Origin of the sequence: Pedobacter sp. MC2016-24 (assembly GCF_015223055.1) — a bacterium.
In the GTDB taxonomy this organism is placed as follows: domain Bacteria; phylum Bacteroidota; class Bacteroidia; order Sphingobacteriales; family Sphingobacteriaceae; genus Pedobacter.
In genome coordinates this window covers 1,143,186-1,166,197 of sequence record NZ_JADFBX010000001.1, presented here as the reverse complement: position 1 = coordinate 1,166,197, position 23,012 = coordinate 1,143,186, and the positions used below count along the sequence as shown (strand labels likewise).

The 23,012-nt window shown below is 38.8% G+C and carries 18 protein-coding genes; 16 read left to right on the top strand and 2 right to left on the bottom strand.

The window, feature by feature from the left end; genetic code table 11:
• From IM797_RS05010 to IM797_RS04955, 12 genes are all read left to right on the top strand, one after another.
• The gene (locus tag IM797_RS05010; RefSeq protein ID WP_194125979.1) at positions 1-483 is read left to right on the top strand and encodes a hypothetical protein; all 483 of its coding nucleotides are present in this window, start codon (positions 1-3) and stop codon (positions 481-483) included.
• 2 nt (positions 484-485) lie between these two features.
• Positions 486-1,787: a conjugative transposon protein TraM gene (gene traM, locus IM797_RS05005; protein ID WP_194125978.1), complete on the top strand. Its 1,302-nt coding sequence runs from the start codon at positions 486-488 to the stop codon at positions 1,785-1,787.
• Positions 1,788-1,822: 35 nt separating this feature from the next.
• Positions 1,823-2,662 carry a conjugative transposon protein TraN gene (gene traN / locus IM797_RS05000; protein WP_194125977.1) on the top strand — a complete coding sequence of 280 codons (840 nt, stop codon included), beginning with the start codon at positions 1,823-1,825 and terminating at the stop codon, positions 2,660-2,662.
• Positions 2,663-2,767: 105 nt separating this feature from the next.
• Complete coding sequence (locus tag IM797_RS04995) at positions 2,768-3,652, top strand: hypothetical protein (RefSeq protein WP_194125976.1); 885 nt, start codon at positions 2,768-2,770, stop codon at positions 3,650-3,652.
• 14 nt (positions 3,653-3,666) lie between these two features.
• Positions 3,667-4,725: a hypothetical protein gene (locus IM797_RS04990; protein WP_194125975.1), complete on the top strand. Its 1,059-nt coding sequence runs from the start codon at positions 3,667-3,669 to the stop codon at positions 4,723-4,725.
• 3 nt (positions 4,726-4,728) lie between these two features.
• A complete protein-coding gene (locus tag IM797_RS04985; protein WP_194125974.1) occupies positions 4,729-5,007 on the top strand; it encodes a hypothetical protein in 279 nt (92 codons plus the stop codon).
• 37 nt (positions 5,008-5,044) lie between these two features.
• Complete coding sequence (locus tag IM797_RS04980; protein WP_194125973.1) at positions 5,045-5,320, top strand: helix-turn-helix domain-containing protein; 276 nt, start codon at positions 5,045-5,047, stop codon at positions 5,318-5,320.
• Positions 5,321-5,916: 596 nt separating this feature from the next.
• Positions 5,917-6,201: a helix-turn-helix domain-containing protein gene (locus IM797_RS04975; protein WP_194125972.1), complete on the top strand. Its 285-nt coding sequence runs from the start codon at positions 5,917-5,919 to the stop codon at positions 6,199-6,201.
• The gene (locus tag IM797_RS04970) at positions 6,198-8,267 is read left to right on the top strand and encodes a class I SAM-dependent DNA methyltransferase (protein ID WP_194125971.1); all 2,070 of its coding nucleotides are present in this window, start codon (positions 6,198-6,200) and stop codon (positions 8,265-8,267) included. Before IM797_RS04975 ends, IM797_RS04970 begins: the two co-directional genes overlap by 4 nt.
• Entirely contained in the window at positions 8,264-9,541 is a 1,278-nt protein-coding gene (locus tag IM797_RS04965; RefSeq protein ID WP_194125970.1) for a restriction endonuclease subunit S, read from the top strand. Before IM797_RS04970 ends, IM797_RS04965 begins: the two co-directional genes overlap by 4 nt.
• Before the next feature lie 316 nt (positions 9,542-9,857).
• The gene (locus IM797_RS04960; RefSeq protein ID WP_228098715.1) at positions 9,858-13,313 is read left to right on the top strand and encodes a DEAD/DEAH box helicase family protein; all 3,456 of its coding nucleotides are present in this window, start codon (positions 9,858-9,860) and stop codon (positions 13,311-13,313) included.
• A 1-nt stretch (position 13,314) separates the two neighbouring features.
• Positions 13,315-13,653, top strand: a complete 339-nt coding sequence (locus IM797_RS04955; protein ID WP_194125968.1) for a hypothetical protein — start codon at positions 13,315-13,317, stop codon at positions 13,651-13,653.
• 349 nt (positions 13,654-14,002) lie between these two features.
• On the opposite strand, the gene IM797_RS04950 is transcribed toward IM797_RS04955, so the two are convergent.
• Together IM797_RS04950 and IM797_RS04945 are read right to left on the bottom strand one after the other, a co-directional pair.
• Positions 14,003-15,247, bottom strand: coding sequence for a hypothetical protein (locus IM797_RS04950; RefSeq protein WP_194125967.1), 1,245 nt, complete (start codon positions 15,245-15,247; stop codon positions 14,003-14,005).
• A 49-nt stretch (positions 15,248-15,296) separates the two neighbouring features.
• On the bottom strand, positions 15,297-16,163 hold the full coding sequence (locus IM797_RS04945) for a LysR family transcriptional regulator (RefSeq protein WP_194125966.1): 867 nt from the start codon (positions 16,161-16,163) through the stop codon (positions 15,297-15,299).
• 106 nt (positions 16,164-16,269) lie between these two features.
• On the opposite strand from IM797_RS04945, the gene IM797_RS04940 reads away from it, so the two are divergent.
• From IM797_RS04940 to IM797_RS04925, 4 genes are all read left to right on the top strand, one after another.
• Positions 16,270-17,466 (top strand): YbfB/YjiJ family MFS transporter, encoded by a 1,197-nt coding sequence (locus tag IM797_RS04940; RefSeq protein ID WP_194125965.1) that lies wholly within the window; start codon positions 16,270-16,272, stop codon positions 17,464-17,466.
• A 73-nt stretch (positions 17,467-17,539) separates the two neighbouring features.
• Positions 17,540-18,136 (top strand): RNA polymerase sigma factor, encoded by a 597-nt coding sequence (locus tag IM797_RS04935; RefSeq protein ID WP_194125964.1) that lies wholly within the window; start codon positions 17,540-17,542, stop codon positions 18,134-18,136.
• Between the two features lie 90 nt (positions 18,137-18,226).
• On the top strand, positions 18,227-19,396 hold the full coding sequence (locus tag IM797_RS04930; protein WP_194125963.1) for a FecR family protein: 1,170 nt from the start codon (positions 18,227-18,229) through the stop codon (positions 19,394-19,396).
• A gap of 56 nt (positions 19,397-19,452) precedes the next feature.
• Positions 19,453-23,010 carry a SusC/RagA family TonB-linked outer membrane protein gene (locus IM797_RS04925; RefSeq protein WP_194125962.1) on the top strand — a complete coding sequence of 1,186 codons (3,558 nt, stop codon included), beginning with the start codon at positions 19,453-19,455 and terminating at the stop codon, positions 23,008-23,010.
• Positions 23,011-23,012: the final 2 nt, after the last annotated feature.

Sequence of the window (23,012 nt, the reverse complement as noted above, 5' to 3'; positions counted from 1 at the left end):
ATGAAAAATCCATTCAAAAAGCCAAACCAGGTAAATAGCACTAAGGCATCAGGCAGCGAGATTGTAGCATCCCGTATAGGTGCTTTTATCAATAGCATTCAACGACGCTGGGCAGCCTGGATGGCTGCGAAAAGCGAAGGACTTTCGTTAAGAACCCAATGGGTGGCATTAACCGTTTTCTGTATCCTTACTGCTGCGTCCTGTATTTACCTGATCCGGTCCGCGCTGCAACCTAAGCCAATATCAATGGTATCTGTTGATCGGATTAAAATGCCAGTGCAATCAGCGCAGGTACCGCATAAGCGGCCAATCATCAGTGCTCAGGAATATGAAAAACTGAAAACATACCGGCTGTATATGGATAGCCTTGCCCGTTCACCAACCGGCAGACCGCAATACGATCAATTTAGAAAGCAACATCCGGGTTTGCTCGATAGCATCAGGACAATAGAGCAATTATATCAATCACAATTAAATCAATAAATATGGACAACAAACACTCGCCTAAATTTTTAAGGCAAAGAAAATTTCTAACTGTACTGCCTGTTTTGGTTTTCCCATTCATGACCCTGGCTTTTTGGGCGATGGGAGGAGGCACTGAAACCGTAGCTGCGGCATCTGCCAAAGGCGGGATCAATATTGATGTGCCTGGGGCGAACCTGAAAGATGAGCGCAACATGGATAAGATGCAGTTCTATAACGCGGCGGAAAAGGATTCAGCTAAAATGAGGGATTTGAAAAAAAATGATCCCTATTATCAGAACAGGGAGCTGGCGGATCAAAATCTGACACTGGACCAGCAGCGCCTGGGATTTAATGGAGGCAGTTTTGCAACCACTCCTCCTGGTTATGGCGCTGCTTACACGAACCCACAGGAGCAAAAAGTATATCAGCGTTTGGATCTTCTGAACAAAGCATTGACCCAACCGGTAGACCCATTGCAGCAACAACCCTATACCTCTGCCAATTTCGGCGCTTCAAAAACGGCAGGCGTTACCAGTGCTGATGTGGATAGGCTGGAGCAAATGATGAAAGCCATGCAAGGCGGAAATGAGCCGGACCCGGAAATGAACCAGCTTAACGGTATGCTCGAAAAGATCATGGCTATACAGAATCCTGGTCTGGTACAGGAAAAATTGCGGCAAACCTCCGAGCAACGTAAAGGAAGGGTTTATGCTGTATCAACCGGCAAACAGCCTGATCCGGTGTCTACCCTGGATAAAGAAGTATTGGCAAAATCAAATGGTAGTCGAGGAAATGAAAAGGAGGTCAATGGCTTTTTCTCTTTTGACAATGCCAACACTGGAGGAACGGTTAATAACGCCATATCTGCTGTGATTCATGAAGATCAAACGATCACTACCGGCTCTATTGTCAAACTCCGGCTGACCAGTGACATTTTTATAAATGGCCAGCTGATACCGAAGGGCAACTTTATTCACGGCATTGCTTCATTGAGCGGCGAAAGACTAGGCATCAAGATCGGTAGTATCCGCTATAACAATAACCTGTACACAACAGAGCTTGCAGTCTTTGATATGGATGGCCTGGACGGCATCTATATACCAGGAGCCATAAGCAGGGAGGTTGCCAAAGAGTCAGCGGATAGGGGATTGCAGAATATCGGTTTCCAAAGTATGGACCCCACTTTGGAAATGCAGGCGGCTACTGTTGGTGTTGAGGCAGCAAAAAGCCTGTTCAGTAAAAAGGTGAAGCTGATCCGTGTCACTGTAAAGGCAGGTTACCAGGTGTTACTGCGTGACGAAAAACAAAAAGACCAGGATTAAAAGAAACAACTCTCAATTCAAATTAAAAATTCCAAATGATGAAAATGAAATGTGCAGCAGGGATATTCGGAATTTTCCTATTTCTCCTCAATTTGACAACTAATGCCCAGGAAACAAAAACCTCGGCTATTGACCCATACCGCCTGGCAATAACTTTTGCCAAAACAACAAACCTGATATTCCCTTATGCGATCAAGAGCATAGATAAAGGTAGTCGTGATATCCTGGTGCAAAAGGCTATTGGCGTTGAAAATGTCTTACAGCTAAAAGCAGGCAGACAAGACTTTGCAGAAACAAACCTGACAGTAGTGACAGCGGACGGCAGTTTATACTCATATGTGCTGAACTATTCTGAACAGCCTACAGGCATCAATATTAAGGTACAGAATGCCCAGCTGACGCCTAACCCACTTGCTGTATTCACACCAGATGCCACAACTGATCTGATACAGGGTAATGCTGACAAGGTAGCGGTAAAGAGAAAATCGGTTCGGGGCATCAAAAAATCTGCCTACGGTGTTGAAATTGAATTGAAGGGCATGTTTGTCGAGGAAGACGTCATGTATTTCCAGTTTGAATTTAAGAACCTATCCGCTTTAAATTATGATATTAAGACGCTGCGCTTCTTTATTAAAGATAAAAAGAAATCCAGGCGCACCGCCTCACAGGAGATTGACATTAAGCCTCTCTTTGTATTGGGTAATGGCAAGATCATAAGGAGCAACTCGGAACAGGTTGTTGTCGTGGCGGTACCAAAGTTCACCATTCCTAATAAGCAGGTATTTAAAGTGCAATTGCAGGAGGATAACGGGGGGCGAAACCTGGATTTGAGTATCGGCAATAAGAAGATCTTCAGAGCTGACAGGATACAGTAATCATCTTGTATGCCCTACAGGGCTTATTCTCGTGATGACTGGAACGCACAATTAATACCATTCAATTAATCATATCAATAGTTCAAATCTTTAATAACTAAGACAATGAGTACTGAAATAACAAATAATGCAGAGAGCCTGCACACCAATGTAAAATACACAGGCTTCGACATCGACATCGAACACCTGAAAAGAGAAATGGCTACGTTACAGCCGGAATTTAAAATCGAGATCAGGAAGGAAATCGGGGGCAAGCTGAATGCGGGTAAGGAAATGGTGTACACCCTTCCATTTACCAAATCACAAACAGAGAATAACTATTTCTTTAATAGTTTCCAGGCAACACTTAAGCGTCCCGGAATGGAAGACCTATCAACAGAGTTTTACGCCGATCAAAGGATCACAGCCAGGGAAGCGTTTAATCTTTTGGAAGGGCGTTCTGTAGAGAAAAAATACAACCGGCACGAGCCGATAGAACAAGATGGAAAGACGGTATATAAGCCAATAAAAGATGATACCTACATGGCCTGGCGTAAGATCGATTTTACGGACACTGATGCCAGGGGAAACTTTAAACTACAATCCTTTGGAGAAGGATACGGCTTCAAGTTTGAAGAGAAGTTAGCGAATGTGCCACTTAAGCTGCCATTGGATGATGATGCTAAGAAGGATCTGAAAAAAGGAGAGGTGATCACCGTAACATTTGCAAAAGAAGACAATACCATCAAAGGGTATTTGCAGGCAAATCCTAAGAATTGGAATTTCAATACCTATGATGCTGATATGAAGTCCATTCCGGACATCAATAAACGCCTGAACCAGGGACTGGAGGGACCTGCTGAATCCAAAGCACAGAATGTTACCAATGATTTATCCGATCAATCCCAAAAGCAGGGTAAGAAGGAGGACAATAAAAATAATCTTTCAGCCGAAAAAGATGCCGTTGAAAAAAAAACGGGTAAGAAAAAAAGCGCAGGCATCAGACATTAATTATACAGATACTCATGGAACCGCAGAATAGAGTTGAGGCAGCATTGAAAGCATGGCAGGAAAGGGAAAGCAGGATTGAAAAGCTGATACCCGGTACCATTAAAAACAACAAGCCCTTTTTAAAAGAGAAACTGGCATTTCTCAATAACCTTCAGGTCAGGTATGCCGGTTCCATGAGTTTTGATGAACGCCTAATGATCCGGGTGATCCAAAGTGAACGGCAAGAATTAAGACGAACGCTGTATCCTAACAAGGTTTTGCGATTCTTACGGAACTTACTTTCCCCAATCCGGCAGTTGCAACAGGTAAGGCAGCAGGAACGTGCTACAGTTAACAATACCGAACAGTTAACGGCTAAATTGATCAGTGCAGGTTTTGGAGAGGCTAATAACCAAATGGCACAACAAATTAGCCAGGGAAAGGAAACATTTTCTATACCTGTTTCTTATTATCCCCGTGAAAATGAAAGGGTGGATTTTAATCTGAATTTTAAAAGGAATGAGCAGGGACTTTATGACTTCACCGATTACAAGGCAACATTAAAAAATGGTTCTAAAGAGATACGCTCCCATTCTTTTAAGCCAAGTCAGGATTTTGTCTTAACCCAGCATGAAACAGCCAATTTCCTTTCCGGAAGACCTGTACTAAATCAGGAGGTAAACGTTCCCTGGAGCAACGAACGCTGGTTACAGCTTGATTTAACCGATAAGGATGCGGACGGTAATCATAGGGTACGGGTCATAAAATCTGATGATGCCTTTAACTGGAATACCGTTATTAAATCAGCAGGGATTACCGAAGCTCATTTGGGAATGGATGTGGATACCGCATCTCGTCTGCTAAAACAAGGTGACCTGGTTAAGATAACCATTACTAAAGAGGGAGCGAAGCAGAACTACACTATTGAAGCTAATCCTTTCCAGCGGTCGGTCAATGCTTACGACGATCAGAACAGGAGAATCGCTGTAGACCAGGTTATAAGGACCAAAGCCGCACCTACTAAAGTGGTTGCGCTGCATCCGCAGAAGAAAGAAGAAAAAGTCATTAAAAAAGGTAAAGGGCTCTCACATTAGGTTATGGAAGCATTAGAAACACTCTGCAACTTCCTTCAGCGGGCGAGTAATGACGGTAGAATCGGGCCTGGCCATATATCGTTATACACTGCCCTGCTTAAATGTTATTATGACCAGGGCAGAGCCGAGATGCTGAACATAACTAGTTCCGAATTGATGCGTGTATCCAAAATATACAGCCCTACAACCTATCATAGGACGATACAGCAGTTGAATGAATTTGGCTACATCACTTATAACAGGACCTACAGCCGATGGGAAAGCAGCACCGTGAAGTTATGAAGCAATAAAAAATTAGGAATTATTAAATCTGAAGATCGTGAGTTTAGAAATTGTGAGTAAGGAAGATCTGGAAATATTTCGCATCCGGTTATTGGATGATATTAAAAAGATAGTTAACCAGGATTTAAAAAAAGAAGAACAGCCTGAATGGCTGAAAAGCGGTGAAGTGAGAAAGATGCTAAAGGTATCACCGGGAACTTTGCAGAATCTAAGGATCAGCGGTAGGATAAAGCCTGTGAAAATAGAAGGGACCTGGTATTATAACCTCGCAGAGATCAAAGCGCTGTTTGCGGTTAAGGAGGATAGGTTATGACAATTGATCTTAATTTCTTCAGCAGCTACCTGCTTTCCTTTTCTCATGATCAGCGGATAACTGTTTGGCACATGGCTGTTGTTTTTGCAATTGTACAATTAGCCAATACGAATGAAAGCCGTGCGCCTATATTTATATCCCGAAAGAAGATTATGCGACTCGCGCATATTAAGAGTATCGTCACTTACCATAAGTGTATATCGGAATTACAGCGCTTTGGCTACATCCAATATGATCCATCTTATCATCCTGAGTTGGGAAGTAAGGTCCTCCTATTATTACGGTGACAGAGGCCTAGCAATTCAGTAAATATTTTAATTAAAGTACCGTTTGATATTATTATTACTAATATCAAACTTTGCCATTTCCACATGTTTGGATTTTTTGTGAAACAGTTTCAAGCAATAGGCATCCTTTTCTTTCTAATAAGGATAATATCTCTCCTAGAGATCTACATTAACGCACATATTCATTTACTTTGAAAAATTATAAAATCGCTATTTAGGCCATTGATGAGTATAAAAACAATAATTGAGGAATGATCTAAATTTCTTTGTAGATTCACCAAAATTTGACAAGCCAAAGAAAGAAAAGTCATGAACTTCGGTGAAAAGATAAAAGAATTGAGAGAAGACCAAGGTTTGCTCCAGCGACAGTTGGCTGCCAATCTTGAAATAGACACACCCATGTTTAGCAAAATCGAGCGTGGAGAGCGGAAAGCAAAAAGGGAACAGGTTGAACAACTTGCACTGCTTCTCCACGTAGATAGAACTGCTCTCTTTTCCATTTGGTTGGCCGATCAAATTTTGGATTTGATACAAAATGAACCTCAGGCAAGTGAGGCAATAGAAATAGTAAAAAAAGAACTAAAAAAAGCATGAGCATTAATATTCTGAAATACGAATCAGAGGTCTGGCGTACCGCCGATTTACTTATTGGAGCAGGAATCAAACAGAGCGACTTCCCTAAATATATGATGCCTTATTTCGCCCTACTGATGGTAGAAAGCAGATTGATAAGGGAAGCAAACAGATTAGAGGAAGAAATAGGTAAGAACAACGTTGAAGATTTTGTGGAAGAGTTCCAATTAGCAGGATTAGGATACAATGACTACATCATTAGACAAGGAAAATCCCTAAAAGACATTTGCAAAAACGACAAAGCCTTTGACTCTGATTTTCACCTTTATTTAAAGTCTTTTGATCCTGAGACCAAATATTTATTGGGAGTTGACAAAGGAGCAGAAGACGAAAAGTTTCTGGACATCTCAGGCATCAGTGGTCAGCTCAAAAAGAAGAGAATATTATTTGAAACGGTACAGGCCTGGAGCGAAATTGACCTTACACCTTTTAATAACTCTGAAATAACCACCCTTGAGGAACACATTAAAAGAAAATGGGCAGATATTTCAGCAGAAACAGCCGGAGAACAGTACACTCCGGACGATATTATTTCGCTTATCTCTGAACTTATTGCCTCTAAAATTGAGGATAATGGTAGGTTCCTTACTATTTATGATCCTACTTGCGGAGGTGGCAACTTACTCTTTGGTGTAGAGGATAAAATCAAAGAGAAATTCAAAAGGCCCACTAAAACATTTGGTGAGGACTGGAGCGATAGCCTTTATGCCTTAGCTAAGATTGAAAGTCGTTTTAGGGCCGATTCAGAAATTAAATATGGCAATACACTTACCAATATATCATTTATTGAAAAACGGTTTGATATAGTGGTTGCAAACCCACCTTACGGTGTAGATTGGAAAGGGTACCAGAAAGATATTCAGAACGATACTACTGAACGCTTTGTCGCACTTCCGTCTATTTCAGATGGTCAATTCCTGTTTACGCAACATATCTTATACCAATTAGCGAATGATGGGTTTTCAGTAGTAGTTCATAATGGTTCCACACTGTTTAGTGGAGATGCAGGAAGCGGTGAAAGCACTATCAGAAAGCACTTTTTTGACAATGATTGGGTGGAAGGTATCGTTCAAATGCCTACAGATGAATTTTTCAACACAGGTATTTATACCTACCTGTGGATATTCAATAAAAATAAACCTGTCGAAAGAAAAGACAAAGTAATCCTAATCAATGCAAGTGAACTGTATGAAGGACTGAAAAAGAGCAAGGGTAAGAAGCGTAAACAAATGAATCTTGACAACAGGACTGAGATTGTAAAAGCATTCACCGACTTCAAAGAAAATGAATTTTGTAAAGTATTCGATAAATGGCATTTCTACTACAACAGGCAGAGCATTATGCTTACTAATGTGGATATAAATGGCAAATTCATTGAAATGCCAGTTAATGAAACCAAAGAGGGCGAAAAAGTAGAAGCAAAATCTATCAAGCTCGATCCGGTGAAAATTACAATTACCGATGAAGCTGGTACAGTTACTTTCACACATTTTGAAATTACCGAATTTGATGAAACAAATTGCCCATCATTGGATTCAAAATTCAATGAAGAAATAAAGCCAAATATTGCTGCACTTGACTATAAAGAACAGAATCTAAAAGTTTTCACGAAGAAGGCTATCTATTGGTATGATTCAGATAAAGACACAATTATTGAGGAGATTGGCAACAAGCGATCAGAATTAGGTTGTGGAAAGATAGTCATCAAATCGACTTTCAAAAAGGCTTCTAAGTCGAAGAATGCTTCAATAGTTATCACGGTTGAATTAACCAAAGATTTGCAAAAGGATAATGAAACTATTCCATACTCATCAGACCAAACCGAAAACCAGGAATGGATTACGGATTTTATGGCTAAATATGTAACAAAGCCTTTTGAGTATCTGGACAATGTTATTGGGGTAGAAATTAATTTCAATAAGGTCTTTTACAAACCTGAGAAGCTAAGGGAAGTTTCGACTATCAATGCTGATTTAGAAGCACTGGAGAACGATTTAATAAACTTAGAAAAGGAATTGGCTTTATGATTAAGTACGACTCATATAAGGATTCTAAAATTGATTGGCTAGATGAAGTTCCATCTACCTGGCAGGTGATAAGAGTAAAGGACATTGCTAAAAAAATTGGAAGTGGTGTCACTCCTAAAGGTGGAAGCGAAGTTTATGTTGATTCTGGTGTTCCCCTATTAAGAAGTCAAAATATCTATGATGATGGACTGAGAATTGATGATGTGTCATTTATTGATATTGAAACTCATCAAAAAATGAAAAGCTCTCAGCTCAAACCTTTTGATATTTTGATCAATATCACTGGCGCTTCCATTGGAAGAACCTGTGTGGTTCCGGAGAGCCTCCCAACAGCTAATATTAACCAGCATATTATCTATTTACGGATAAAAAAATCCTTAGTACCTTATGCTTCTTATTATTTCAAATCAAATGCACTTAAAGAGTACATCAATTTAATTCAGGCAGGTTCATCAAAGGAGGCATTAAATATGGGCCAAACTTTGAGCACACCGTTTCTTTTACCGGGTCAAAAAGAACAAACCGCAATTGCTCATTTCCTCGACACGAAAACTCAAGCCATTGACAAAAAAATAAGCCTATTAGAAAGAAAAACAAGCTACTATCAAGAGTTGCGAAAAAGTCTCATTCGATCACTTGTTTTTAGAGGATTAGATTACTCAAATGGCAGCCTTAAACTCAAGAATACTGGAATAAGTTATATCGAGCAAATTCCTGAACATTGGTCGGTTGAGCGAATAAAAGACCAATTTCTTATTGGAAGAGGTCGAGTAATTAGTCAAGAAGAATTGCTTCATGATGGGAGATACCCTGTTTTCTCATCTCAAACGGAAAATAACGGCTGTTTAGGATTTATTGCTACCTACGATTTTCATACTGATTTACTTACTTGGACAACAGATGGTGTTAATGCTGGTACAGTTTTCAAAAGAAGTGGAAAATTCAGCTGTACTAATGTCTGTGGTACTTTAAAGCCAAAAAGGAGAAATTTGGATTTAGGTTATACTGGATATGCACTTCACATGAGTGCATCCCATAATAAGCGAATTGACACAAATGGAGCAAAAATAATGAATGGTGAAATGGCTGTTATTCAGATTCCATTCCCTCCATTAAATGAACAAAAGGAGATTGCACAATTCTTGGATACCCAACTGGACACTATCAGCAAAATCATTGCCAACATCCAAACCCAGATAACCACCCTCAAGGAGCTTCGCAAAACACTAATTAATGATGTGGTAACAGGTAAAATCAAAGTAATTAACGATTAAGATGAAAGAATTAGACTTACAAGATAAATACCTTATCAACTTTCTTTGTGAAAGGCCTGATGGTCTGCTTTATAAAGAAGCGAAAGCCAATACTGTATCACCTAATTTCTTCATCATAGAGGATTTAAAATACTTCATTTCTGAAACGGAACTGAATAAGGCGAATTATAAAAAGCTGTTAAAAAAGTTCAGTAATGAGAAAGACCTACTGAATGCGTTTGCACTTTTCCTGGATGAGAAAGTAAAATCGTCCATGAACATGGCCATCTTCATCAATACTAATAAATCGGTTACGTTTGAAGGTATCAAGCTACATTTGTTTTATCCAAGTGGCAGCGAGTTTGAGGAAGATAAATTGTTTGACCAAAATGTCTTTTCGGTTGTTCAGGAAATGCCTTACACTTTCAAGTATGAAGGCAAGCAACATTTTTCATTCCGGCCGGATTTATCCTTCTTTCTTAATGGTATTTATTTAGGCTATAGTGAACTAAAAAGCAACTGGACAAATCAGACAGCTACAAAAAATGGGCGAAGAAAGATTAGCAATGACTACTTGAATGCAGTTCAGGAATATTTAACAATTGCGGACAAGAATGACCTGTCCCTATCTATTCGCAAAGATTTTTTAAAAATATTTGAAAAGGCTATTCACATCACTTCTACCGATATTTCGGAAACTTACGTTATTCGCAATATTTCAAATCAGTTTGATGAGATTAAAGCCACGGTAACCAATGGTAGTTATGATTTTGAGCAATATGAAAAGAAGATCCTAAAAGATTTTAAGCCATATCCACTTCGTAACAAGGAAGCTTCTAAAACACAGCGTTTTGAGGAGGTTTTTAAAGCCCTATACGACAAGAAAATGATAGAGAAGGAAATTCTTTATTACAATTTCATTGAGCGTGAATTGATTAAAAAAGAAAGCAGCAGAATAAAAGAATACAAGCACAATGATGGCAGGTTGATTAGTCCAAGGCCAAAACAGAAATTTGGAACCGATAAAATCCTTTCTAAAATCAATGAATTTCTGGAACATGAAAATGAGCCAGAATATTTCATCAAGAAGCTGGATGCAGAATTGAGAGCTAAAGGAATTGGTGAAAACCAAATCAAAGACCTGATTGCCAAACGCCAGAAATATCAGAATAATAAAACCGTCTATTCGCTCTTGTTACAGTATGCAGCAGGTTTTGGGAAGAGTAATATTATTGGCTGGACTGCCCTGCAACTAAAAGACCTTCGGAAAGACGGCTTGTATGTTTATGACAAAGTAATGTTGGTTGTTGACAGGTTACAGCTTCGGGATCAGCTTGACTCAAAGCTACATAATATGAATATTCAAAAAGGAATGTTCATTGAAGCTTCTGACAAGAAAAGCTTTATGACTGCTCTTAGCAGTGATAAAAGGATTGTGGTTGTAAACTTGCAAAAGTTTACCGCTGTAAATAGTATCATGGATAAAGCAGTAGTAAAAAAGCTATCCAAGTTAAGGATAGCTTTCCTAATTGATGAAATCCACAGAAGTAACAGCGGTGTCCAGCATGAGGAAATGATAAGTGTATTTGACGAACTGCAAAGCAGTTTTGATCAGAGTAAAGATTATCAGGCACAGCACACCAAGAAAAACCTGATTGTTGGTTTCACTGCGACCCCTAGCGATCATACCTTAGCCCGATTTGGAGAGTTTAATAAATATGCTGAATCTGAAAAAATATGGATTCCATTCGATAGTTATACCATGCGGGAAGCGATTGAAGATGGCTACATTTTAAATCCGATTAGAGGTATAGTTCCCGTTTCTGCTAAGATGTTCTTTGAAATCCCAGAAAACGACCTGGAAGGTTTTGAAAGTGATTTAGGGTATGGATTTGAGGAAATTCCTGATGATACAGATACAGGCGTTGATGAAGAAGGAAAGAAGTACGTAATACGCAAAAAGAAAATATACGGAAATACACAACGTATTGATGCAATATCCAAATTCATTGTTGAACGTTTACTTTCATCGGTTTATCCCAATATTAGAGGTACAGCAAAAGCAATGCTTGCTGTTTCTTCCATTCCTGCTGCAATAAAGTATAAAGGCTTTATTGATAAATATTTTGCTGAATTAGTAAAGGACAAGAAATATGAGCGATTTGTTGACGCTCCGATATATATCGTCTATTCAGAGAGCCAAGAACACAGAAGTGCTAATGGTTTAAATGGAGGAATCAATGAAGAAAAAGTATTGCAGAACTTCGCCATTAAGAAAAATGGATTAATCATAGTTGTTGACAAGCTGCAAACAGGGTTTGATGAACCCAAGCTTCATACACTTTTTCTTGACAAGGAAATCAGAGGAATTAACGCCATTCAAACAATCTCAAGGGTAAACAGAACTGCTAAGTACAAGAATGACTGTAAGATTATCGATTTTTCATATAAAAACGTCAATGTAAAAAATATCAAAGCAGCATTTGAGCATTTTAGCAACGTGGTGGTTTCTGATTTTGACCCATTGGGCGATGAAGAAAAACTGGTAAATGTCTTTAAGGAATTGAATACTCACCCAATTTTTAAAGCCAATTTTCCATCTTTTAAAGCCTATTATACATCAAATCCTGATATTTCTTTGATTATAGGCATTGAAGATGCAATGGACGATTATATCCGCAATTCAAAGGAGGAAGCCCAGAAATTAAAGGAAAAGATATTAGCCTACTTTAAAATTCTTAATCTTATAGAGTTTGTAATAGAATTAGATCCAAAATACAGTGAAACACTTCTGTTGGATTTCTGGCGTAAATACAACATACTTTATAATCAAATCAATAAGGATTCGGAGATCACAGATGATGTAGAAATATACTTTGACAATCGCATCGGCATAATCGCACCTAAAGAAATAAAGCCTAACAGTACAAAATCCGTAGTTGCAGAACCAGCCGGTGAATATGGTAATAAAAAATACAGATACCACATTCTAAAAGTGATTGAGAAACGAAATCAGGAAGAAGAAGCGATTGCAGAACTCATAGCAGATTTTGAAAGTAAAATTACCTCGTTGTTCGAGTTTATCAAGCAAGATGAAACAGGTCAAAGGCTTATTGCAAAGATTAATGACGATGGTACCGCATTCTCTCAGGATGAAATATATGCTGACTTCTCAAGAATATACCGAAAATTCACAATTCGGAATAAAGAGTTAGGCGATTTCTTTATTAGAGAAACTAAAGATATTCTAAGTCAATTGTGTGACGACTTCGAGAGAACCTTGAAGGAAAGCATTTTCAAAAATACAATTACCGAGATTGCTGAAGGTTATATCTACCTCTCGACTGATGACTTAATAGCAGCCCAAAACATCTTCGTAAAGTACAGCCATTTTGCAGAGTCATTGGGTTTCGAAATTACTGACGAAGGAACGTTCGAACAAGGTTCCTGGATAAAGAAGGGAATTAGAATGGTTCAGAATTTTTTAAAGCGTGAGGAAGTGCAGGAAATTTACGAAAAAGGCAAAAGGAGTTTGGAACTCGCCTACGTTGAGAAGGTTCAGGCTGAAATTGATGGCTTAAAAGTTGGTGCAGCAGCCCAGCTTTTAGAAAGCGTTAAAGGCACTTCTAATGTAGCAGTTAAGCTTGGCTCTATCGTATTAATAAAAGCAGAAATCAACGGTCAAGAACAAACTTTAATATTCGACCTAACAGACAAGCAGCGTCAAAATCTCGAAAAAAATGGATTTCTGCTTAATCAGCCACAAGAATTATTAAAGTCCTTAAACAATTGATATGGCAACTACAATACAAAATATTGAAATTCTTAGAGCATACCTTTCAGGTGTGTTAGATCGAGCAAACCACCACGCTCAAAATGTAAATGAAATTGCGCTTGCAATAGCTGGTGGTATCATTTGGCGAACAACCGATAATATCCGTGTGTTATCCCGTGAAGGAGAAATGAAAAACGTTTTATGGCTCCAAGTAGGTAGTAGAACTTTGTGTTTTGCCTATAATCATGACGCTGGAAGCATAGAAGTTAGAGATGGCTCTGTTCAGGGAAGTGTAATCATTAGTTTTAATAATAATACGCCTATATCGGATGTAAAGACTTTTTTCCAAAATCTTTAATAAAATTATAGACTTTTAATTTTGAGGTATAATTTGTAGATTTGTATTGATAGGGAAATGCGATTGTTCCGAAACATGAAGTAAAAATTATGGACGCAGGCAATAGCTTCTGATCTTGCAAATTCAAGTTCTTATAAAAGGCAATAATATAATGGCGTCATTCGTGGCTCCTAATAAATTTAAAGTTTTAATTGGCTGGTAGAAAGGGTGTTAGTTTTAAAGTTCAAGTCCCTCTTCCTCCGCAGAAAACCCTGATAATTCATTATCAGGGTTTTTTTATAAACAGACATTTCATCATCAATACACCAAAAGTGTTTGATTCGTTTAGACCGAGTATTTCACATAAATGCTATTCCGCATTTAATTTTGACTTAAAATATCTGAATTTTAAATTCTCTTCCTTGTCCCTCCGTGTTTCATTATACAATTCAAGAGTGATCGTATGCTCGTCCACCCAGGTCAAATTATGAATTGACCAGTCTTTGGTATGATAATTAAATCCAGGTGTTATTCCTTTTAACCCGATTCCTGTTGAAACATTGAATAAAAATATTTCTGCTCTATAGTCGTAATAGTTACCATAATCAGGTCCATCATATGATGAACAAACCAGTAGTTGATGACACGATGGGGAAAGTAACATCTTTAATATTCCTGCATCATAGGATGAAGGCATTAACATTTTTTTATTCGTATTCCTTTCTGCCAGGTAAGTTTCACAAATTTCCTCACCGTCCTGAACTACATAAAGATTTGAACCACTGATAAATTGTCCAGAATCCAATATGCAACTTATTTTATATTTTGCTTGATAGGATTGAAAATCATTCTTCGATATTTCAGTAAAATTCAGTTCCAGGTTAACTGTTTGTCTCTCCGTTTTATCATATTTGACGAACTGATGCCCGTTAAATTTTAAATGGAAAATATTTTGTTCGCCAGATGGAAACGAGGGGTTTGTCAATAAACCAGTTAAAATTTGTGTTTTAGTGTCGAATTCAAATTCTCTGTTACACAAATTAAGGTAGGGTCGATTGTCAAACATTGGATTATTTACAATTAAATAATTACCCTTAATTTCAATAACATAGGCTATGCCCTGATAACAATTGCCGTCACCAGCCTCTTGCCCAATTAACAAGTATAAATTACGAGATGGACTTTTGAGTTGATGTATTTCGAAAAAATTGCAATTGATCTTTGAAGATAAATTATAGGCAAAGGTTTTTCCGGACCCGTTTTTCCATTGAATGATAGGGTGTGTAATGATTCTTCTCGTTCCGCCACAATCATAACCAAAATTATAAATCTTGATGTCTGATTTGTCCTTGCGCTCTGCAGACAATTTCAAGCCGAGACTTTGATAATAAACTGACGAATAATTGTTGCCTGCCATTAAACTGACTACTTTATTTGCCGTTACCTTGCAAAGGCTATCGATATTGTAATCAGGATTTTCTGCATAAACAAAACGTCCAGCGAACCTGATATTCTTTTTGATCTGTTCGGGCAGTTTTTTCTGATAAGTATTCTTCTGTCCAAGACTCATTATCGATAAAGAGAGTAGAAGTGTGCATAAAAAAAATGCTTTCATGATTGTTTTTATTTTCCCAATAGGTTTAACAGACTTAAACATAAACTTATTATTTAGCAAGTATAGAATCCTCAAACAATTGTAAACCTTTATTGGATGCTGAGTCCTTCATTCTGATGAAAACTGTCGGGCATTGGGCATATTTTGCGGGAATCTTTATGGTACTCAAGCTCCTGTAGGCGTACTGTTTTTTAATTAGCGCTTCGGGAAGTAAGGTAATTCCCAAACCATTTTCCACCGACTGAATCATGCTGTCGAGCGAATCCATTTCTACAAACTTTAGTTTTCTAAGCCCTATCTCAGTCAATAATTCTTCCAAAATGTCGCGGTAGGAGCAGCCTTTACTGAAAACAATTAATTTGATGGGTTTGGTGCTTTTGTTTAAGTGCTCAATACTGGAATATAAAGAAGAGGATACAATGCATAGTTTTTCGGTAATAACTGGCTTTACGATTAAATCCGGGTGTGACACCTTTCCTGCTACAAATGCTCCGTCAAGTTTAAAAGAAAGTACTTTTTTTATGAGCTCATCAGTTGTGCCTGTTTTAAGGGTAAAGCCCATATCCGGATATTCGGATACAAATCGTTGCAGCATGTCCGGTGCTCTTAATGAAGCAACTGATTGTAAGGAGCCTATTTTTAGCGCCCCGGTAGGAGAGCCGTTTTTGCTTACTGAATTTTTAAAATTGTTTAGCGTATTTACAATTTCTTTGGCGACTTTAAGAAATTGAGTTCCCTCCTCCGTTAGTTCAAGTATCCTTGTTGTCCGGATTAGAAGTTTCAGGCCCAACTGCTCCTCCAGATATTTGATCCTCGCCGACACGTTGGATTGGACAGTGTTGTTGATGGCGGCTGACTTGGTGATACTTTCGTATTCGGCAACACTTATAAATATTTTTAGATCATTGATGTTCATATATTTTGTGCTTATTGATCGTTTTTAGTGATAAGTTTATATCACTATATATCGTTTTTAATGATGTAAAAATACAAATAAATTTGTCCTGATCATTATAGTTGATATGGATAAAGAATTGAAAAGAACGCATTCACTTGCCTATGCTTTTACAGGTTTAGTTACATTATTAATTGGTATTGGCATCGGAAGGTTTGGTTATCCGCCACTGATACCTGCAATCGTGAATGAAAAATGGTTCACAATTGAGCAAGCAGGGTATCTGGGCGCTGCTAACTTAACGGGATATATCATTGGCTCTGTCAGTGCAACTTTATTGAACAGGTATGTGCGTTCCGTTACACTGATCCGAATTATGCTCATGCTTGCCGCATTCACTTTTCTTTGCTGTGCTTTTCGCATCTCTTTTCCTTTATACTTTATGCTAAGGGCTATTGCAGGTGTCACTGGTGGTGTATTGATGGTTCTTACGGCACCTACACTATTTAAACACACATCAAAAGAAAAAAAAGGCTTGATTGGCGGATTCATTTTTTCAGGCGTTGGCATTGGTATTGCCCTATCAGGAACCCTTATTCCCTTACTTGTAAATCATGGCTTGTCGATAACCTGGTTCGCTTACGCCATAGTGGCCATTGCTTTGATCCTGGTTACCTGGAACGGATGGCCGGAAGGAAGTAATGAAAGACAGGGGGTCATTACTGTAAATCAGGGTTCTGGTGTCAGGTTCTGGAATAAAACTATTATTTTACTGATTGTGTCCTATGCCTCTAATGCCATTGGCTTCGTTCCGCACACGGTTTTTTGGGTAGACTTTGTCAGCAGAGGTTTAAGTTTAGGTATCAGAACTGGAACGCAGTTGTGGGTGCTTTTGGGCTTGGCTGCTGCAATAGGCCCATTGTTAACAGGTTTTATTGCAGATCGGATCGGTTTTGCAAAAAGCATCAGGATCAGTTTGCTGATTAAAGCAATTGGTGTGGTTTTACCTTTAATTTCCACTTCGATATGGAGCCTTGCTATATCCAGTATTTTTGTCGGCAGTCTGGCATTGGGAATAAGCTCACTTGCCGCAGGTAGAACGGCAGAACTGGTTTCAGATAACCTTCAGAAAAAAGTATGGAGCTATATGACCGTTAGTTATTCCATTGCACATGCTTTAACGGCTTACCTGCTAACCTACCTTTTTTCCGTATATGGCTCCTATGATATGCTTTTTACCATCGGCGCAATCGCATTGATTATTGGGAGTTTAACGGATTACCTGAGTTCTAAGTCTGCTGGACAATTCGTGAAGAATCGTTGACAGCGAAATTAATGCTGAAAAATTCATAATTTAGCATTTTATAATATCCTGCTGCTCACCATGCCTCAATAAAATGATAAATGAAAACTTTGCAGATGAAAAAAAGTGGCTTTCCTTATTAAAAGGAGGAGACAGAGCCGCTTTTGATGCCATTTACAAGTTTTACAGCAACCGTATTTATTCCAGGATTTTGTCTATGGTCAAACTCACTGAAGTAACAGATGAACTGGTGCAGGATATTTTTCTCAAGGTTTGGGAAAGAAGAGGGGAAATCAATGAAAACCTGTCATTTCAAGCCTGGTTATACCGGATTGCAGAAAATATGGTGGTTGATTATTACCGCAGATTGGCGTTGGACCTGAAAATGCGAAAGCATATGCTGGAAACCTATGCAGAGCTATATAACCAGACCGAAGATTATATTTTAAATAAAGAACGCGCTCAATTATTAGATAAAGCTCTTCAGCTATTGCCACCACAGCGCCAGGTCATTTTTAGATTGTGTCGCTTGGAAGGTAAAAGTTACGAAGAAGCTGCGTCATTTTTAAACATCAGCACGTCTACCGTAAGTAATCAACTGGTTAAGGCAACAAAAAACATCAAAGACTACGTTTTCTTCAACTCAAAAGAGTTTATTGTATTTATAGTTGCCCTTTATCTTAGAAATTAGTCTGGATTCGGTCTTTTTTAAGAGGAATTGTTTTTTTTTATTTTTCCAGTAGTGTGTTTTTGGTTTTCGTTCGTATAAGTACTGTATAAAATGAAAAAGGAACCTGAAATCGAAGAAATCTACCAGCGCTTTTTAAAGAATGAAGCGACTGCAGCAGAAATAGACAAACTATTATTGAGCTTTGAAATAAGCAATGATGCGGAAATTGGCAGACTGGTAGCTGGCTTTATGGGGAATGCTATCGATGAACCTGCCGATCGGAAAAGGATTGCACACCTTCAGGATCTTCAACTCAAGATCAATGCAAAACTAAACGTAGTCGATGTTCCACTTAAACACCGCTCTTCCATCATTAAAGTGTTTGGCTTGCCATTGTATCGTATGGCAGCAAGCTTACTCATTGTTGCTTTCCTGGGCTTTGCGGCGTATTATTATCTAAATCAGCAGTCCAGGCAGATTAAACCGGGAGGGAACTATGCAATGCTGATTACAAAAACTGGTCAGGAGATAGACCTTAAAAAATCTTCAAACCAGGTTGTCCTGCGTATGGCTGGAGTGACGATCCGTAAAACTGCAGATGGACAGCTCGTATATACTGCGTTGCCAGGATCTCAAAATGCCGTACAGGAATGGAATTCAATCATTACCCCTTTGGGTGGACGTTATAAGATCTTGCTATCCGATGGTAGTTTAGTGATGTTGAATTCAGGTTCAAAGCTGGAGTTTCCAGTTGGTTTCCGTGGAAAGGACCGTCGTGTTAAGCTAACCGGAGAGGCTTATTTTGAAGTGAGTAAAGATCCTTCAAAACCTTTCATTGTCGTGTCGGGCAGGGGATCGACAGAAGTTCTCGGGACAAAATTTAATGTCAGCAATTATCCTGAAGATCAGGTAATCAAGACAACCTTATTAGAAGGCAAAGTGAGGTTTACCGATCATACTTCGCAAAACATGAAGGTTTTGTCGCCGGGACAGCAGGCCAGCCTGTCAGGGGATGAAATCCAGGTCTCAGAAGTAAATGCAACAGATTTCATGGCCTGGAAAGACAATAAGTTCATATTTAAAAATGAAAAGTTATCCGTTATTATGCATCATCTGAGCAGATGGTACAACATCGATGTGGATTATAACAGCTTACCTGAACGTCGTTTATACGCCAATATTAGTTCAGATGTTAACCTCTCCGAAGTATTAAGAATGCTGTCTGTTACCAGCGACCTCAAATTTAATGTGGATGGAAGGAGGGTCTCTGTGATGCAATAATTTTACCTCCAAAGCCAATCTACCTCAACTAATCCAAAAACCTAAACACAAAATTAATGAATGTAAAAAGACGGATTCTTATGATCCTCATGGCATTTTTCGTAACTTATAGTTCGGCAAATGCACAGTCAGCAACCTATACCTTTTCTTTTAAAAACGCAAGTCTGGACAAAGTCATTGAAGAAATTGCCAGACAAAGTGGTTATGAATTTATATTTGATGCAAGTTACCTTCAGAAATCAAGTCCAACCACACTTGAAATTAAGTCGGCAAATATCGATGAAGTCCTGAAAGCTGTTTTTAAAACACAGAATTTTAGCTACGAAATCTCCAGAAAGACAATTATACTCAAGCCGGTTTCTGATCAACAAATAGAAGGTGCTTCCTATCAGGTTAAAGGTCGTGTCATAGACAGTACCGGCGTATCTATACCAGGGGCCGTTGTACGCGTAAAAGGGCAGCGAATTGGTGTTCAGACCGATCCCAATGGCAACTTTGTACTTACCGTGAAAGAACCGGACAATACCTTACTGTTTAACTATGTAGGTTATCAGGAGCAAGAATATACAGCGGTACCCTCCGTTGCTTCAACTAGTATTAGCATCGTTTTAAAACCCAACACTTCGATGTTGCAGGAAGTGTTTGTCAACGGTTTTCAAAAAATCAGTAAAGAAAGGAGCACGGGTTCTTATACGAATGTGAATAATGAAGACCTGAACAGAAATCTGAACGTAGATTTGATCTCTGCACTTGAAGGAAAAGTAGCTGGTTTGATTACCACAAAAAACCCTACCGGGAAATCTGCTGATAAACTCTTGTTAAGAGGAATCAGTACATATTCACCTACTGTGGGTACACAGCCCCTGTTGGTGATAGATGGTTTGCCTACTGAGTACGCATTGGATGAAGTTAATCCTTACGATATTGAATCTATTACCGTTCTTAAGGATGCTGCAGCTTCTTCCATTTACGGTGCCCGTTCTGCAAATGGTGTAATCATCATGACGACCAAACAGGCCAAAGGAAAAGGGGTAAAAATCAACTTAAATGCAGATTTGTTCATTACCGGAAAACCCGATGTCAACAAAATGCACTATGCTTCTACCAGTGATCTGATCGACTGGGAAACTGCTGTGTATAAAAAAACGCTGAGTAATTTCTCTAATGTGGAAAGTATGTTTGCGGGGTACGGAACGTTAGCGAGTGGAACTTTAAAGTATTATTCTCCACTGTATCAATTGTATCGTTCACAAGCTTCAGGTGCTTTAACAACAGAGCAGGTAAACAGTACTTTGGATCAATGGCGTCAAAATGACTATGTAAAAGATTATACTGAAAATGTTTGGCAAAATGAGGTTCGCCAGCGTTACAACTTGTCTTTAAGCTCAAATACAGACAATAGTAATACTTATTTATCCTTGAACTACGATCAGGGTAAAGGTCGAATCATTAACAATATGAACAGGGCATTTAACCTGAATATGAAGTCTACCTTCAAAATAAAAAGCTGGTTAAGTGCAACGGTAGGTTTGAATGGTAAATATGCAAATGACGAGAGCACAGGAATAGATTATGACAATGTGTTTTTACAGGAGCGTTATGCGCGAATTGTAGATGCTGAGGGAAACAAGGTAATTAGTGACTATGTCAATCTGAGCGATGGTTTTTCTTCTTCATCTGCCATCAATGGATCTGTAATCAATGCTGTTGCGGGAAATGCAGCATTCAAGTCGTTCGGTTTTAATATTGTAGATGCCCTGGCTGATGGACTTGATAAACAAAAGTATCTCAATCTCCGTGCATTCAGTAATCTGGAGGCTAAAATATATAAAGGACTTACCTTCAATACCCAGGTTCAGTACGAAACCTCAAGTACTAAACTGGACCGGTACAATGCTGCTGACGGTTACAGAATGCGGTACATGTCAAACATGTTTGTTGATAAGTCAATGGTTAGCCATTTGCCTGTCGGTGGACGCTATTACCAATTGGATAAATCAAGCAATAATTATACTTTTCGGAACCAGTTAAACTTTAACCGTGGTTTTGGCAAAGATGACAATGAACATTATATCGCCGCAATTGCTGGTTTTGAAATGAGGCAAACTTTCAGTCCGGTAATTAATGAGTCATTGCACTTGGGCTATGATCCGCAAACTATCCAATTTGTTAACCTGGATGATGATCTACTGGTGAATGGAATTGCAAGTTATTTTAATGGAAACAGGACTGTCGGCAGATTGGGCACCAGTCAGACAGAAACTAAACATCGTTACACTTCCCGTTATGCCAACATGAGCTATACTTTCCAGGGGAAATATAACGCAACGGCGAGTGTACGGATGGACAATTCCGATTTGTTTGGTGTAGATTATAAAGATAAAAATCGTCCTTTCTGGTCGGCAGGTTTAGCCTGGAATGCCAGTAGTGAGGATTTTTTAAAAACACTGAGCTGGTTAAATACTTTGAAAGTACGGGCAACTTATGGTACAAATGGTAACGTAGACCAGAGTACAACCTCGTTTATCGTAGCCAGCAGAAAAAAGGATGCCCTGTTAACCAATCTGAATTATTGGAACATCACAACCATGCCGAACCCGACGTTGAGGTGGGAAACCACAGCAACTACCAATTTTGGTATAGATTACGCCGTATTTGGTAATCGCCTTCGTGGTAGTATTGATGTATATAATCGTAAAAGTACAGATTTGCTGAACACCACAAAACTGGACCCAACCGTAGGCACATTGTCGCAGGTGGTAAATAGTGGTTCTTTAAGAAATCGCGGGTTTGAATTTAGTGCATCGGGAGATTGGTTTAAAACAAAGGACTGGACTTTAACCACGAGTGCGACTTTTGCCATGAATAAAAATGAAGTGGTGAAAGTGAATAATCCTCAAACTTCCATTGGTGTTTATGTGACGGCTCCAAATACATTTTTTATAGCAGGAGATGCATTTAATAGCCTGTATGCATACAGGTACGGAGGTATGGTTAATGGCTATCCTTATTTTCTGGATGAGAACGGAAACCCAAATGTAACGTTTGATGCCGCAGGTACGCCTACAGCTGTAAAACAGATCAACAATTTAAATGCGTTGGTAAAAGTTGGACAGCTGGATCCGAAATATTCAGGATCACTGTCTCAGCGGATAAGTTACCAGGATTTTGAGTTAAGTGCAATGTTTGTTTTTTCTGGAGGAAACAAATTGCGTAAGGATGTGAGTGCATTGGATGCCTCGGATCTTAAGGATCTGGATGTGGTAAACCGCTGGACTGAAGGATCAGATTTTCCACGTTTATTTATTGATTATGCGACTAGCCAAAACAACAATATGCAAACCCTGTCTACACTTTGGAAATACGCTGATAAACAGATTCTGGATGCGAGTTATATTAAATTGAGAAACATTGCGGTTTCTTATAATCTTCCCCGTCAATGGAGTAAAAAACTGGGCCTGGCTGCGTTTAAGATTACCGGACAGGTTAATAATTTGTGGTACTGGAGTGCTGCAGGCGATGATATTGACCCGGAGACCTATTCGCTAAATTCGGGTACACGATCTTACAGCGTTCCGAAATCATTCTTACTCGGTCTAAATGTTACTTTCTAATT

Excerpts from the sequence above, each read along its gene's own strand:
- IM797_RS05010 (WP_194125979.1), top strand. The coding sequence starts at position 1 with ATGAAAAATCCATTCAAAAAGCCAAACCAGGTAAATAGCACTAAGGCA.
- traM (WP_194125978.1), top strand. The coding sequence starts at position 486 with ATGGACAACAAACACTCGCCTAAATTTTTAAGGCAAAGAAAATTTCTA.
- traN (WP_194125977.1), top strand. The coding sequence starts at position 1,823 with ATGATGAAAATGAAATGTGCAGCAGGGATATTCGGAATTTTCCTATTT.
- IM797_RS04995 (WP_194125976.1), top strand. The coding sequence starts at position 2,768 with ATGAGTACTGAAATAACAAATAATGCAGAGAGCCTGCACACCAATGTA.
- IM797_RS04990 (WP_194125975.1), top strand. The coding sequence starts at position 3,667 with ATGGAACCGCAGAATAGAGTTGAGGCAGCATTGAAAGCATGGCAGGAA.
- IM797_RS04985 (WP_194125974.1), top strand. The coding sequence starts at position 4,729 with ATGGAAGCATTAGAAACACTCTGCAACTTCCTTCAGCGGGCGAGTAAT.
- IM797_RS04975 (WP_194125972.1), top strand. The coding sequence starts at position 5,917 with ATGAACTTCGGTGAAAAGATAAAAGAATTGAGAGAAGACCAAGGTTTG.
- IM797_RS04970 (WP_194125971.1), top strand. The coding sequence starts at position 6,198 with ATGAGCATTAATATTCTGAAATACGAATCAGAGGTCTGGCGTACCGCC.
- IM797_RS04965 (WP_194125970.1), top strand. The coding sequence starts at position 8,264 with ATGATTAAGTACGACTCATATAAGGATTCTAAAATTGATTGGCTAGAT.
- IM797_RS04955 (WP_194125968.1), top strand. The coding sequence starts at position 13,315 with ATGGCAACTACAATACAAAATATTGAAATTCTTAGAGCATACCTTTCA.
- IM797_RS04950 (WP_194125967.1), bottom strand. The coding sequence starts at position 15,247 with ATGAAAGCATTTTTTTTATGCACACTTCTACTCTCTTTATCGATAATG.
- IM797_RS04945 (WP_194125966.1), bottom strand. The coding sequence starts at position 16,163 with ATGAACATCAATGATCTAAAAATATTTATAAGTGTTGCCGAATACGAA.
- IM797_RS04940 (WP_194125965.1), top strand. The coding sequence starts at position 16,270 with ATGGATAAAGAATTGAAAAGAACGCATTCACTTGCCTATGCTTTTACA.
- IM797_RS04935 (WP_194125964.1), top strand. The coding sequence starts at position 17,540 with ATGATAAATGAAAACTTTGCAGATGAAAAAAAGTGGCTTTCCTTATTA.
- IM797_RS04930 (WP_194125963.1), top strand. The coding sequence starts at position 18,227 with ATGAAAAAGGAACCTGAAATCGAAGAAATCTACCAGCGCTTTTTAAAG.
- IM797_RS04925 (WP_194125962.1), top strand. The coding sequence starts at position 19,453 with ATGAATGTAAAAAGACGGATTCTTATGATCCTCATGGCATTTTTCGTA.